General features: G+C 64.4%; 9 protein-coding genes. 3 read left to right on the forward strand and 6 right to left on the reverse strand.

Annotated features, from left to right (window positions below; genetic code table 11):
- Window positions 1-14 precede the first annotated feature (14 nt).
- Window positions 15-1910, reverse strand: coding sequence for a phosphodiesterase DibA (dibA, locus tag LU688_RS26550; RefSeq protein ID WP_031316111.1), 1896 nt, complete (start codon window positions 1908-1910; stop codon window positions 15-17).
- A gap of 150 nt (window positions 1911-2060) precedes the next feature.
- Between dibA and desA the strand changes: the two genes are divergently transcribed.
- The gene (gene desA, locus LU688_RS26555) at window positions 2061-3245 is read left to right on the forward strand and encodes a delta-9 fatty acid desaturase DesA (RefSeq protein ID WP_023632117.1); all 1185 of its coding nucleotides are present in this window, start codon (window positions 2061-2063) and stop codon (window positions 3243-3245) included.
- A gap of 140 nt (window positions 3246-3385) precedes the next feature.
- Complete coding sequence (locus LU688_RS26560) at window positions 3386-4375, forward strand: GGDEF domain-containing protein (RefSeq protein ID WP_023632116.1); 990 nt, start codon at window positions 3386-3388, stop codon at window positions 4373-4375.
- 43 nt (window positions 4376-4418) lie between these two features.
- Here LU688_RS26560 and LU688_RS26565 read toward each other — a convergent pair whose 3' ends face one another.
- From LU688_RS26565 to LU688_RS26585, 5 genes are all read right to left on the reverse strand, one after another.
- On the reverse strand, window positions 4419-5744 hold the full coding sequence (locus LU688_RS26565; protein WP_232887953.1) for a response regulator: 1326 nt from the start codon (window positions 5742-5744) through the stop codon (window positions 4419-4421).
- Window positions 5745-5882: 138 nt separating this feature from the next.
- Complete coding sequence (gene gabT, locus LU688_RS26570; RefSeq protein WP_094010935.1) at window positions 5883-7160, reverse strand: 4-aminobutyrate--2-oxoglutarate transaminase; 1278 nt, start codon at window positions 7158-7160, stop codon at window positions 5883-5885.
- Window positions 7161-7343: 183 nt separating this feature from the next.
- Window positions 7344-8786: an NADP-dependent succinate-semialdehyde dehydrogenase gene (gene gabD / locus LU688_RS26575; protein WP_023632033.1), complete on the reverse strand. Its 1443-nt coding sequence runs from the start codon at window positions 8784-8786 to the stop codon at window positions 7344-7346.
- A gap of 279 nt (window positions 8787-9065) precedes the next feature.
- The gene (locus LU688_RS26580) at window positions 9066-10739 is read right to left on the reverse strand and encodes an aryl-sulfate sulfotransferase (RefSeq protein WP_094010934.1); all 1674 of its coding nucleotides are present in this window, start codon (window positions 10737-10739) and stop codon (window positions 9066-9068) included.
- A gap of 17 nt (window positions 10740-10756) precedes the next feature.
- Window positions 10757-13090, reverse strand: coding sequence for a TonB-dependent receptor (locus LU688_RS26585; RefSeq protein WP_094010933.1), 2334 nt, complete (start codon window positions 13088-13090; stop codon window positions 10757-10759).
- A 192-nt stretch (window positions 13091-13282) separates the two neighbouring features.
- Between LU688_RS26585 and LU688_RS26590 the strand changes: the two genes are divergently transcribed.
- The gene (locus LU688_RS26590) at window positions 13283-14188 is read left to right on the forward strand and encodes a LysR family transcriptional regulator (protein WP_094010932.1); all 906 of its coding nucleotides are present in this window, start codon (window positions 13283-13285) and stop codon (window positions 14186-14188) included.
- Window positions 14189-14215 lie beyond the last annotated feature (27 nt).

The raw sequence follows: 14215 nt of genomic DNA on the forward strand, positions 1-14215 counted from the left end.
GCCCCGCGATGCTGTCAGCCCCAGTGCAGCTCCGCCGCCGGCACCGGCCGCCCGAACCAGTACCCCTGCCCCAGCTGGCATTGCTGCTCCAGCAGGAACCGCGCCTGCTCAGCCTGCTCGACGCCTTCGGCGTGCACCTGCATGCCCATGCTCCGCGCCAGTGCGATGATCACCCGCACGATGGCGATGTCATCTTCGTCATGGGGCAAACCCGCGACGAAACCTTGGTCGATCTTCAGCTTCTGCACGGGCATGCGCTTGAGTCGCAGCAATGACGAGTAACCCGTGCCGAAATCGTCGATGGCCAAGGTCACGCCCAGCTCGCGCAGTCGATGCAGCTGTTCCAGGGCGACCTCGGGGTCTTCCATCACCGCGCTCTCTGTCACTTCGAGCTCGAGCAGCGACGGATCCAGCCCGGTATCGTGCAGCGCATTGGCCACCTGTCGGTACAGGTCACGCTGGCTGAACAGGCGACTGGAGATATTCACCGCCACGAACGCCAGCTGCCGCCCTTCGGCCTGCCACCGCATCATCTGCCGGCACGCCTGGCACAACACCCAGGCGTCGATTTCGGCAATCATCCCGGTACGCTCGGCGATGGGAATGAACTCCCCGGGAGGAACCAGGCCACGCACAGGGTGTTGCCAGCGCACCAGCGCCTCGACGCCGATCATCCGCGCGGTGAACAGGTCGTGCACCGGCTGGAAGAACACCCGCAGTTCCTGCTGCTCGAGCGCCCGGCGCAATTCACCGGCGGTCTCGACCCGCTGCTGGGCATGGGCGGTAAGCTCCTCGGTGTAAAGCGCGTAGCAGGCGCGGCCATTGCTCTTGGCCTTGAACAGCGCCGAATCGGCGTTGCGCAGCAGTTGCTCGGCGCTCAGGGCATCGTTGGGGAACAGGCTGATGCCGATGCTGGCACTGATGAACAGGCGGTTACCCTCGAAGCAGAACGGTTCTTTCAAGCGTTCGATGATCGATTGCGCCAACTTGCCGGCCTGGCCGACCTGCTGGCAGCTCTCGGCCAGCACGCCGAACTCGTCGCCCCCCAGGCGCGCCAGGGTCACGCCGTTGCCCAGCACCTCGCGCAGGCGTTCGCCAACCAGCTTGAGCAGTTGGTCGCCAATGGTGTGGCCGAGGCCATCGTTGATGCTCTGGAAGTGGTCGAGGTCGAGCAGCAGCAAGGCGCAGCCACGCTTGTTGGCCTGCGCCGCGGCCATCGCCTGCATGGCGCGATCATTGAACAGCAGGCGGTTGGGCAGGCCGGTCAGCGGGTCGTGATGGACAAGGTAGGCCAGCTCTTGCTCGGTGTGCTTGATCACGCTGATGTCGCTGAACACCGCGACGTAATGGCTGAGTTCACCACTGTCGTCACGAATGGCACAGATCGTCTGCCATTGCGGGTAGATCTCCCCGCTTTTACGGCGGTTCCAGATTTCTCCGCTCCATTCGCCCTGCTCCGCCAGCGCGGCATAGATCTGCTGGTAGAACGGCGCGCCATGCCGCCCGGACTTGAACTTGCTCGGACGCTGACCGATGACTTCTTCCTGCTGGTAGCCGGTGATACGCATGAACGCCCGGTTGACGTGCACGATCAGGCCGTTGCGATCGGTCACCAGCACCCCTTCCAGGGTGCTGTCGAACACCGCCGCGGCCATGCGCAGGCGTTCGCGGTCCTCGCTGCGCAGGCGGGCGCCGATGCCGATGAAATCGAGCAGGCGCGCGCGGGAAACGAAGATCAGCGCGGCACTGAGCAAGACCCAGAGCACGACATTGATCTGCCGCCCCACGGCCAGGGCCAGCGGGTCCTCGGTCATGCCGTGCAGGACCAGCTCGGACAGCGCCAGCCAGAGAATCGAAAGCAACACGTAAAGCCCGGCCATGCGCAAGGCGTCGCGAACGGAAACAGACATGTCGGGTGGATGAGCCCATGGTAAAAGAAGGGGCATTATAGGGGCTGAAACACCCTGTGACTTCCTATCCAAAAGCGCGACTGGTTTTATTTCCCCATCAAAGGATAATGCCTGCGTTGTTCCGCCTGTTTTCCGAGGGTATTTCCCGTTATGTGGTATTACGGTCTGCTCGACCTGTCGGCCTGGCAACTGGTCGCCGTCACCTTGCTGATGACCCATGTGACCATCGTCAGCGTCACCATCTACCTGCACCGCTACTCGGCCCACCGCGCCCTGGAGCTGAACGCGGGCCTCAAGCATTTCTTCCGTTTCTGGCTGTGGCTCACCACGGCGCAGAACACCCGCGAGTGGACCGCCATCCACCGCAAGCACCACGCCAAGTGCGAAACCCCCGACGACCCGCACAGCCCTGTACACAAGGGCCTGGGCACCGTGCTGCGCAAGGGCGCCGAGCTGTACCGGGAAGAAGCGCGCAACGAGGAGACGCTGCGCATATATGGCAAGAACTGCCCGGACGACTGGATCGAGCGCAACCTCTACACCCGCTACAAGCTCGGCGGCATCGCGCTGATGGCAGTCATCGACCTGCTGCTGTTCGGCACCATCGGCATCACCATCTGGGCGATCCAGATGATGTGGATCCCGTTCTGGGCCGCCGGCGTGGTCAACGGCCTGGGCCATGCCGTGGGCTATCGCAACTTCGAATGCCGCGACGCCGCCACCAACCTGGTGCCGTGGGGCATCATCATTGGCGGCGAGGAGCTGCACAATAACCACCACACCTATCCCAACTCGGCGAAGCTCTCGGTCCGCCGCTGGGAATTCGACATGGGCTGGATGTGGATCCGCCTGCTGAGCATGCTGCGCCTGGCCAAGGTGCAACGCGTGGCGCCCATTGCCCACCGAGTGGAGGGCAAGGCATCGCTGGACATGGACACTGCCATGGCCATCCTCAACAACCGCTTCCAGATCATGGCCCAGTACCGCAAGCTGGTGATCGGGCCACTGGTCAAGCAGGAGCTGGACAAGGTCGATACTTCGGTACGCCGCCGCTTCCGCCGTGCCAAGCGCCTGCTCTCGCGGGAAACCAGCCTGCTGCAGGATCGCCACCACGTACGCATCGAGTCGCTGCTGGCCCACAGCCAGGCACTCAAGACCATCTACGAAAAGCGCCTGGCGCTGCAGCAGATCTGGGCGCGCACCAGCGCCAACGGCCACGACATGCTCGCCGCCATGAAGGATTGGGTACACGAGGCCGAGGCCAGTGGCATCCAGTCGCTGCGTGACTTCGCCGCCCAGCTCAAGACCTACTCGCTGCGCCCCAACGGCGCCTGAGCACCGTTGATCGGCATGCCCCGCAATGGGGCGTGCCGACCGGAACTTACCCCCCTGCAATCGACTCAAATCCGGCATATCGCCCGCGTGGCGGGCCGGACCGTGGCCGCACGCCCATCGTCGAGAACCGTTCCGTGCTCATGGCCAAAGATCTCCCACCCACCTCTACCGGCACCCCGCGCCCCGAAGCTGCTCAAACCCTGCTCGCCCTGTTGCACGCTCAAGGCGAAGTGGCCCGTCTAAGCGAGCGCGAGCAGCTGTACAGCTCGCTGCTCGACAGTGTCAACGCCGTCCTCTGGGCCTTCGACTGGGAAACCCGCCAGGTGCTCTACGTCAGCCCCGCCTACGAACGCATCTTCGGTCGCCCGGCCAGCCTGGTGCTGGCCGACTACAACGAATGGCGCGACGCCATCTACCCGGATGACCTGGAGTACGCCGAGCGCAGCCTGGCCCAGGTGCTGGTCAAGGGCACCGTCGAGGACCGCGAGTACCGCATCCTCAACGCCGCCGGCGAGGTGCGCTGGCTTAGCGACAAGTGCTATATCAACCAGCAGCGCGAGGGCGACCAGCGGGTGATCATCGTCGGCATAGCCGAGGACATCACCGAGAAGAAGCAGCTCGAAGGTGAGTTGCAGCGGCTGGCCACCACCGACGTGCTCACCCAGAGCAGCAACCGCAGGCATTTCTTCGAGTGCGCCCAGCAGGCCTTCGACAGCGCCCGCGCGGACGGCACGCCGATGGCCTTCCTGCTGCTGGACATCGATGATTTCAAGCACATCAACGACAGCTATGGTCATCAGGAAGGCGACCACGTGCTACAGCGCATCGCCGACAGCGGCAAGGCCGTGCTACGCCGGGGCGATCAGTTCGGGCGCATAGGGGGAGAGGAATTCGCCGCCGTGTTCCCCGGCTGCACCGCTCAGGTGGCCGAACAGATTGCCGAGCGGCTGCAGCGGGAAATCCAGCGATTGAGTTTCAGCCATGACGACCAGACCTATGGCGTGACCATCAGCCAAGGGCTGACCGGATTGACAGACGAAGACGAGACTCTGGACAGCCTGTTCGCCCGCGCCGATGCGGCGATGTACCGAGCCAAGCGCCAGGGCAAGAATCAGATCGTTCGCGGATGATCCCTGCCTGTGAAACCTGGAAGATGCTGGGTTTCCTGCCCTCTCAGAGCGGCTTTTCCTCGCCATCGCCTCCGCTAGCCGGGGCAATGGGAGCGACCTCCGGTCCGCTTTCGGCAGTTTCCGCCACCAGACGCTCAGCCTCCTCCCGCGCCAGCGCTTCCTGATCCACCTTGCGCAGCCGCGACAACTCCGGCAACCCCAGCTTGAGCAACCGCGCCGTCTTGCTGCTGGCGATCTTCTCCAGCCCCTCGCTGGGCCTGAGTCGCGACAGTTGCCCGGCCAGGTTCATCGCCAGGATCTCCCGGGAATAGACACCGCCACCCAGCTGATACACCGCGGCGATCAGCTCGCGCAGGTCGAGCGGCAAGCGCCAGCGGGTGCGCAGGGCCGAACCGAACGGTGCGCCGAACTCGTTGAGCGACAGCTCCACCTGGTCCTCGTCCAGCTCGCCACCGGCCAGTCGCCACTCCTGCAAGGTGCGCAGTACCGCCAGGTCGCCCAGGCAATGCAACAAACCCGCGCAGTAACAGCGTCCTTCGTCCACTTCGAGCATACGCGCCAGGGTGCGTGCGTAGTCGGCGGCATGCAGCGAAAGGTTCCAGTAGTGCGCGGCATGCCGCGCCAACAAGGGGTCACTCAACCTCGCGCTGCGCTTGAGCGTGAGCCCGAGGATCAGGTTCATGCTCTGGGTGCTGCCAAGCTTGTTCAGCGCCTGCAGCAAGGTCTGCACCGGCGCTTCGCGGTGCAGGGCGGCGCTGTTGGCGGCAGCGATCAGCACGCCGGTGATCTGCGGGTCGTTGCGTACCTCTTCCTCGAGCACCTTGAGGTTGAGGCCATGGGGGTTGAGGGCACGCTTGATCGCCACCTGCACATCGGCGAACAGCGGGCCGCCATCGGCGCTGGCGCGGCGTTGCTCGAGGTAGGCCGGCAGTTGCACGCCGGGCTGCAGCGGCGGCACCGGGCAGGCAATCTGCTCGCCCACCTCCAGCAGCAGGTTTTCCAGGCGCTTGCGCAGGTTGTCCAGGTCGAGCGGTTTGCTGAGGTATGCCGTGGGCTGCAGTGGCACGGCCTCGCGCACGCTGGCGCTATCAGTGCGATCGCTCATGAGGATAAATGGCAATCCAGGCCTGTCGCCCTTGGCGCGCACCTTGCGCAGCAGGTCGAGGCCATCGAGGCCGGCGAGTTCGCGGGCGGCAATGATCAGGTCAGGCTTGCTCGCCAGCGCGCTCAGCGCCTGCGAGCCATCTGCGCAAACCTGCAAGCGCGCATCGCAGCGCACGCTGAGCAGCATTTCGCTAAGCATGTCGCGTACCCAGGGGTCACCCTCGGCAATCAGCACGCAAGGGGGCAGGGGGTCGGCAGCGCTCATGAGCGAGTCTCCAGAAAATGACGCGCGATCCATCGCAGCTTCCACGGATTCCTCGTACAACCTTAGCGCCTGATGCCTACGAACGGCACAAAAAAACCCGCCGAGGCGGGTTTTTTTTTCTGAAACGCGTCACATACTTCAGGCCAGTTCGGCGAAGCACTCTTCGATGATGGCCAGGCCTTTGTCCAGCAGGGCATCTTCGGCGGTCAGCGGTACCAGGATACGCAGGACGTTACCGTAGGTGCCGCAGGACAGCAGGATCAGGCCTTTGTCACGCGCCTTGGCGACCACCTGGGCAACGGCGGCAGCGTTCGGGGTGTGGGTGCCTTTCTCGAAGACTTCCACGGCAATCATCGAGCCCAGACCACGGACATCGCCAATGATCGAGTGTTTCTTCTGGATTTCACGCAGGCCGGCGGTCAGGCGCTCGCCAACGGCCTTGCTGCGATCCAGCAGCTTCTCTTCCTCGAACACTTCGATCACCGCCAGGGCTGCGGCGCAAGCGATCGGCGAACCGGCGTAGGTGCCGCCCAGGCCGCCAGGGGCGATGGCGTCCATGTACTCGGCCTTGCCGCACACACCGGCCAGCGGGAAGCCGCCGGCGATGGACTTGGCGAAGGTGGTCAGGTCAGGCGCGACGCCCATCTGCTCCATGGCGAAGAAGGTGCCGGTACGGCCAGCGCCGGTCTGCACTTCGTCAGCGATCAGCAGTATGCCGTGCTGGTCGCACAGAGCGCGCAGGCGCTGCATCAGTTCTTTCGGCGCAGGCAGGAAGCCGCCTTCGCCTTGTACCGGCTCGAGGATGATCGCGGCGATATCACGCGGCTCGGCGTCGTTCTTGAAGATGCGCTCGACCGAAGCGATGGCGTCGTCAACGCTGACACCGTGCAGCTCGCTCGGGAACAGGGCGCGGAAGATGCCGCCTGGCATCAGGCCCATGCCGGCGGAGTACGGCACGACCTTGCCGGTCAGGCCCAGGGTCATCATGGTACGACCGTGGTAGCCGCCGGTGAAGGCGATCACGCCGGCACGGCCGGTGGCGGCACGGGCGATCTTCACGGCGTTTTCAACGGCTTCGGAGCCGGTGGTGACCAGCAGGGTCTTCTTGTCGAAGTTGCCTGGTACCAGCTTGTTGATCTTCTCGCACAGCTCGACGTAAGGCTCGTAGGCCAGCACCTGGAAGCAGGTGTGGCTGACCTTGGTCAGCTGCTCTTGCACGGCCGCGACCACTTTCGGGTGCAGGTGGCCGGTGTTCAGTACGGCGATGCCGCCGGCGAAGTCGATCAGTTCGCGGCCTTCAACGTCGATCACCGTCGAGTTCTTCGCAGTATCGACGAAGATCGGGTGGATCTGGCCAACGCCACGTGGGACGGCGGCGACACGACGTTGCATCAGGGATTCGTTGGTCTTGCTCATAGTGCCCTCAATTGCGCCGGTTCTGCGGCGCTTTTATTCGGGGGTGGCTGGACGCAGGCGTGCACAGTATTCGTTGATCGACTGTCACGCATGCCCTGGCCACCGGGTACCGCTATGTCAAAAAGGCCAGCGAGACGTCGCTCTCGCGCCCCGCTGGCAGAGGTAAAACCGCTTACCTAGTGATCAGACGCTGATGCACAGGTATTTGATCTCGAGGTAGTCCTCGATACCGTATTTGGAACCTTCGCGGCCCAGGCCCGAGGCCTTGATGCCACCGAACGGCGCGACTTCGTTGGAGATCAGGCCGGTGTTGATGCCGACCATGCCGTATTCCAGGGCCTCGGCAACGCGGAACACGCGGCTCATGTCACGGGCGTAGAAGTACGAGGCCAGGCCGAACTCGGTGTCGTTGGACATGGCGATGACTTCGGCCTCGTCCTTGAAGCGGAACAGCGGCGCCAGCGGGCCGAAGGTTTCTTCCTTGGCGACGGCGGCGGTTTTCGGCACATCGACCAGGATGGTCGGTTCGAAGAAGTTGCCTTCGATGAGCTTGCCACCGGACAGCACCTTGGCGCCTTTGGATACGGCGTCCTCGATGTGTTCCTGGACCTTGGCGACAGCCTTGCCGTCGATCAGCGGGCCAGTGGTGGTGCCTTCTTCCAGGCCGTTACCGATCTTCAGCTTGGCCACGGCGGCTTTGAGCTTCTCGGCGAAGGCGTCGTAGACACCGTCCTGCACGTAGATACGGTTGGCGCAGACGCAGGTCTGGCCGTTGTTGCGGTACTTGGAGATGATCGCGCCCTCGACCGCCTTGTCCAGGTCGGCGTCGTCGAACACGATGAACGGCGCGTTGCCGCCCAGCTCCAGGGAAACTTTCTTGATGTCCTTGGCGCACTCTTCCATCAGCTGGCGACCGATTTCGGTCGAGCCGGTGAACGATAGCTTGCGCACCAGGGAGTTGCCGGTCAGCTCGGAGCCGACTTCGCCGGCGCTGCCGGTAATGACGCTCAGCACGCCAGCCGGGATGCCGGCACGGGTGGCCAGCTCGACCAGGGCCAGGGCGGAGTATGGGGTCTGCGAAGCGGGCTTGAGCACCATGGTGCAACCGGCGGCCAGGGCCGGGCCGGCTTTACGGGTGATCATCGCGGCCGGGAAGTTCCACGGGGTGATGGCGGCGGTGACACCGATCGGCTGCTTGATGACGATCAGGCGCTTGTCCGGCTGGTGGCCAGGGATGACATCACCGTAGACGCGCTTGGCTTCTTCGGCGAACCACTCGATGAACGAGGCGGCATAGGCGATCTCGCCCTTGGCTTCGGCCAGCGGCTTGCCCTGCTCGGTGGTCATCAGACGAGCCAGGTCGTCCTGGTGCTCGATCATCAGCTCGAACCAGCGGCGCAGCTTGCCGGCACGCTCCTTGGCGGTCAGTGCGCGCCAGGCCGGCAGCGCCTTGTCGGCGGCCTCGATGGCGCGGCGGGTCTCGGCGGCGCCCATCTTCGGCACGCTGCCGATGACTTCACCGGTGGCCGGGTTGGTCACCTTGATGGTCTGACCGCTGTCCGCATCCAGCCATTCACCGTTGATGAAGGCCTGCTGGCGGAACAACTGAGCGTCTTTGAGCTGCATGTCGGCTTCCCTTTACTGCGAATTTTGATTGTTGAAAAGGCGCCCTCGATGCGAGGGCGGCCGTCAGGAATTCGTGCACCAGGGTGTTCGACGCCTGGGTGCCGAGCGTTTGAAATCTCAAACGGAATGCTAAGCGGGCGCTGGGGGGTTGGACAATAGGCTGTTCGAAAAAAAGAACGAGTGGTCGGAATTCAGATCAGTGGAAATGCATCGCGGGGCAAGTCGTATCGGTGCGCCGATGCGACTTGCCCCGCGATAGGGCCTTGGGAGGTTAGTTCATCAGAACGCCTTGTCGAGGTCGATCACCAGCGCCCGGTAGCCCACGCTGCCCGGCTGGCGACTGTGCACTTTCAGCTCCACGGTCACCTCCTGGGTGCCGCGACGCACTTCATTGAGCACGCTGGTCGTCAGCTTCTGGGGCGTGAGGAAGTTCACCGACGCCGAATAGATGAACTGGGTGTCGGTATCGGGCCGATACGCCACCACCGAGGTGATCGGGCTGTACCACTCGTCACCACGCTCCTTGCCGTACTGCCAGATCTGCTCGACCGTGCCCTTGGCCTCGTCGATCTTGTACTCCACCGCCCGGCTGTAGTTGCCCGCCAGCTTGGTCGGGCCGAAGTCCCGGCCCCAGCCGTTGTCGAACACGGTCAGCGTGGCGCGCCCGGTCAGCCAGGCGGTGTGCTGGGTCCAGGACCACTCGAAGCCCTCGCCCACGGGTTTGAGCACCTTGTCCTGCAGGCGCGCCGGCCAGCCCTGGGCCGCGGCAAGAATCCACTTCACCTGCTTGTCGCGACCGATCTTTACCACGCCCTGGTGTCGTGCTGAAACGATGATGCTGTCGTCATCGGCGTCGTAGTCGATGGCGTTGACGTGGGCCCAGTTGCGTCCGGTACCTACCCCCGGCGTATCGCCGAACGGCAGGTCGCCCTCGGCCAGCTCGTTGGCCAGGCGCTCGTCCTGTTTCTGCACGCCGTCCGGCAGTTGGATCGCCGCCTTGCCCAGGGTTCCCAGCAGCTCGCCGCGATACGGGTCGAGGATCTGGTTCAGGTCCCAGAAGTCCAGCACGTCACCGGCCTCGTTGACCTCGATGATATGGTCGCGGATCGAACGCACGCGCTTGCCGTCAGGGCGGCGGTAGTCGCTGGTGCCGACCCGCAACAGGTAGGTGCCGTTGGGCGTCTCGCGGATCTCGTGGGAGAAGTCGGCGAACTTGTCCGGCAGGTTGCGCTGCCAGATACGCCGGCCAAGCAGGTCGTATTTGGAATAGGTCTGGCCCTGGCCCCAGATCAGCTTGCCGTCGCGGGTCTGGTGGAAGCCCATGGTCCCGCCCAGGCCGTCGCGATGGTTGGAATCGTGGATCTGCTCGATATCGAGGTACCAGCGCACATCGCCGTTGCTGTCGGCGATCCAGTTGTTGCCCACCGAGTCCCACTCGGCAGCGCCGCCCAGGCCGTTCCACTTGAAGGCACGCCCGCCTGGGATCTCGGCCAGCAGATGATTGAACAGGTACAGCCGCTGCTCGAAGCCAGGCGCGACCTTGACCGGTTCGACCTCGGGCAGCGCCGCCGTCTGCTTCGCCACCACCGGCAGGCGCACTGCCGGGGCGTAGATTTCGTAACGCTCGCGGATGCGTTCGCCATCGAGCTTGTAGCTCACCTCGATCTGGTTGACGTGATCGGGGTACAGGCCGAACACCGGAATGCCGCCGTAGGTCCACAGCGAGCGGTCGGACACGTCGTAGACAATATCGATACCGCGCTCGCCGCGTCCCAGCACCCGCACATGGGCGGCGCTCAGGGTGCGCCCGCCATCACGGATGATCGCGGTCAACGGCGCCAGACGGTATGGATTGACCACCACGTCGCCGAGCAGGGCTTCGTCGCGGTCGGGCACCTTGGCGGTGAGGCAGGCGCCTTCAGGCAGGTCGTGGGGTTGGGTCTTGGCGTTCATGGCAAAGCTCCTTGTGCTCAGAAGTCGTAACGGGCGGTGGCGCCCACGGTGCGCGGCGTGCCCAGCACGCCGGCATAGCCGCCGTTGGCGGAGTTCCACAGGCTGGTGAAGTAGGTCTTGTCGCCGGCGTTCTTCACCCACAGCGACAGGTCGAGCACGCCGTCGCCCTGGTCCAGGCGCACGCCGGTGGACAGGTTGACGATGGCGTAGCTGGGGATCTGGCCGTAGTCGGAGTCGTCGATGGTGCCGACGGCCCTGGAGCGGAAGGCGTAGCTGGCGGTCACGTAGGGCTCGATTCGCTCGGTCAGCTGCCACTTGTACTGGCCGTTGAGGTTGGCGATGTACTTGGAGGCGCCGACCACCTGGTGGCCGGACAGGTCGCAAGTGGCGGCGGCATTGGCCAGGCTCACCTCCGGCGGGCACGGTGCGTCGTCGTACTCGGTGTAGCGCACGTCGTTCCACGAGCCATTGAAATTCACGGTCAGCCCGCGGACCGGCAGGGCCGTGGCTTCGAACTCCAGGCCCCGCGAGCGCACGCTGCCGGCGTTGGCCAGGTACTGCACGCGGTTGGCCTCGTCATAGACGTTGGCCTGGTAGCCGTGCACTTCGGTCCAGAACAGGTTGGTGTTGAGCTGCAGGCGGTTGTCCAGCAGCGTGCTCTTGATGCCGAGTTCGGCGTTGTTGGCGCGTTCGGTACCCACCAGCAGCGAGTCTGTGCCCAGCCTTGGTGCGGCGCCGACGGTGAGGTTGACGCCACCGGACTTCTCGCCGTGGGACAGGCTGGCATAGCCCAGCACCGCGTCGCTGAAGCGGTAGCTCAGGCTGAGCAGCCCGGAAGGGGCGAAGCTGTACTGGTTGAGGTCACCCGAATCATAGGCCCCCACCCGGCCCTGGCGAGCCGCGGCCGCCGCACCGGTAACGGCAGCGCCGCCGGACGGCGCGTCGCGGGTCACCCAGGCGCTTTTCTCTTCGTAGGTACCCCGCACGCCAGCGGTGAAATCCAGGCGCTCGGTCAGGTGCCAGGTGCCCTGGGCGAACAACGCGTAGCTGTCGGTATCGATGTGGCCGTTGCCGATTGTGGTGACGTTGGCCAGGGCGCCAGCCGGGGTCAGGTTCCAGATGTCGGCTTGCGGTCCGTTGTAGGTGAACGATTTGTTGTCCAGGTCCTGCTTGAAGTAGTAGGCCCCGAGTACATAGTCGAAGAAGCCGCCGGTGGGCGAAGCCAGGCGGATTTCCTGGGAGTACTGCTTGTCACGGACCGAAACACCGGCGCTGTGGAACACCGGCACGTTGAGGCCGTCGTCGTTGCGCGGCGTGAAGTCCCACCAGCGGTAGGCGGTGATCGAGGTGAGGGTGAAGTCGTTGGGCAGGGTCCAGTTGGCTTCCACCGAAGTACCGCCCTGGAACACCTTGACCATCTGGTCGGCGTCGAAGTTGACCTTGCGATCCTTGCCCGACACCAGGGTCGCGCCGGCCTGGGCGGCCAGGCTCTCGTAACGGTTCACGCCATTGATGGTCGGCCCGGTGCTGTACAGGCTGAGGATGCCGTTGTCGGAGTTTTCTTCGTTGTATTCGCCGATCCAGCGCAGATTGAAGGTTTCGCTGGGCTTGAACAGCAACTGGGTGCGAAAGCCCTGGCGCTTGCCGCCGTTGAGATCGTGGCCGTTGTAGACGTTCTTCACATAGCCGTCGTCCTCGGTGTGATAAGCGCTGATGCGCCCGGCGAGGGTGTCGGTCAAAGGGCCGGAGAAACTGCCCTGGGTCTGCCAGTAGCCATCCTCGCCCAGCGATGACTGCACGCTGCCCTCCTGGTGGAAGGTCGGCTTGCGCGTGGTGATGTTGAGCACCCCGGCAGTGGTGTTCTTGCCGAACAACGTCCCCTGCGGGCCGCGCAGCACTTCCAGCTGCTCGACATCGAGCAGGTCGAACACCGCCATGCCCGGGCGGCCGAGGTAGACGTTGTCGAGGTAGATCCCGACGCTGCCTTCCAGGCCATCGCTGGCCGGGTTGTTGCCCAGGCCGCGAATGGAGATGCTCGATTGGCGGGCGTGCACATAGGCGACGTTGGTGCTCGGCACCAGTTGCTGCAAATCCTGCACGCGGTAGATGCGCTGGGTCTCGAGGGTTTCGCTGCCCAGCACGCTGATCGGCGTGGGCACGCTCTGCGCGGTTTCTTCGCGTCGCCGGGCATTGACGGTGACGGTGCCGAGCTGGGCTTCCTGCGTCACGGCTGGGGCGGCGTTGCGCTCATCGGCGAAGCTGCTGCCGGAAGCGGCCAGCAGCACTCCAGCCGCCAGGGGTTGCAGGGCGAACAACGAGGCGCGCGCGGGCCAACGGGAAAGTCGGGACATGCAGATGCTCCTTGAGGCAAGGGCCCAGGCGAGCATTTCCGTTGGCGGAACCGAATCGCGGTCAGGCTGGCTTATATTCTTTTAAGAGATATAAATATTTGTAATTCATATTTTGTGGAATAAGAGACTCCCTTTATAAGGTTCCCAACCCTTCCCAGCAATTGCATTCCACCGAAAGTTTCCATGTAGAAAATGCATATCGACCTGCGCCAGCTCCGCCACTTCATCGCCCTTGTCGAGCACCGCAGCTTCGTCGCCGCGGCGGCTGCGGTGAACCTTTCGCAATCGGCTTTCAGCCGCAGCATCCAGACGCTGGAGCACAACGTCGGCTGCCGCCTGGTCGACCGCGCCAGCAAGGAACTGGCGCCGACCCGCCAGGGCCTGCTGGTGCTGGAGCATTCGCGGCGCCTGGTGCATGGGGCGCACAACCTGGTCAACGAGATCAACCAGTTCAACGGCGCCACCACCGGCGTGGTGCGCTTTGGCTCGGGGCCGGCGCCCGCCGGCGGGCTGGTGCCGCGGGCGGTTGCACGCTTCGTCGCCGAGTACCCGGCAGCGCGCACCTGCTTCCAGGTGGACAATTGGCAGGCCTTGAACCGCCGGCTGATCGCCGAGGAGATCGAGTTCTTCGTCGCCGACACCCGCCAGTTCGAAGCCGACCCGGATTACCAGGTGCACAAGCTCACCCCACAACGCTGGCATTTCTGCTGCCGCGCCGGGCATCCGCTGACCGAGCGTGGCGAAGTGCGGGCGCAGGACCTGTTCGACTATCCGCTGGCGACCACCTTCCGCCCGCCGAACATCCGCAAGATCCTCAGCGACCTCAGTGGGCGGCAGGACTTCCTGCCCAGCGTGGAATGCGAGCATGGCTATGCGCTGCTCAATGTGGTGCTGCACTCGGACACCATCGGCATTGCCTGCAGCGCAAACCTGCGGCCGTATGAAGGGCTGGTGGCGCTCAAGCTGGCAGACCTGGTGCCGGAACAGGAGGAGGCGTTCTACACCCGCTATGGGGTGGTGAGCCGGGTGGGGTATGGCTTGTCGGCGCTGGCGCAGGGATTGGTGAGGCAGTTAGTGGCCTGTGACGCCGAGTTGTAGCGAACAGGGGCCGCTTTGCGGCCCCAG

The sequence above is a fragment of the Pseudomonas soli genome (genome assembly GCF_021283165.2).
GTDB lineage: Bacteria > Pseudomonadota > Gammaproteobacteria > Pseudomonadales > Pseudomonadaceae > Aquipseudomonas > Aquipseudomonas soli.

Coding starts and splice junctions, on each gene's coding strand:
- dibA (WP_031316111.1), bottom strand. CDS start 1,910: ATGTCTGTTTCCGTTCGCGACGCCTTGCGCATGGCCGGGCTTTACGTG.
- desA (WP_023632117.1), top strand. CDS start 2,061: ATGTGGTATTACGGTCTGCTCGACCTGTCGGCCTGGCAACTGGTCGCC.
- LU688_RS26560 (WP_023632116.1), top strand. CDS start 3,386: ATGGCCAAAGATCTCCCACCCACCTCTACCGGCACCCCGCGCCCCGAA.
- LU688_RS26565 (WP_232887953.1), bottom strand. CDS start 5,744: ATGAGCGCTGCCGACCCCCTGCCCCCTTGCGTGCTGATTGCCGAGGGT.
- gabT (WP_094010935.1), bottom strand. CDS start 7,160: ATGAGCAAGACCAACGAATCCCTGATGCAACGTCGTGTCGCCGCCGTC.
- gabD (WP_023632033.1), bottom strand. CDS start 8,786: ATGCAGCTCAAAGACGCTCAGTTGTTCCGCCAGCAGGCCTTCATCAAC.
- LU688_RS26580 (WP_094010934.1), bottom strand. CDS start 10,739: ATGAACGCCAAGACCCAACCCCACGACCTGCCTGAAGGCGCCTGCCTC.
- LU688_RS26585 (WP_094010933.1), bottom strand. CDS start 13,090: ATGTCCCGACTTTCCCGTTGGCCCGCGCGCGCCTCGTTGTTCGCCCTG.
- LU688_RS26590 (WP_094010932.1), top strand. CDS start 13,283: ATGCATATCGACCTGCGCCAGCTCCGCCACTTCATCGCCCTTGTCGAG.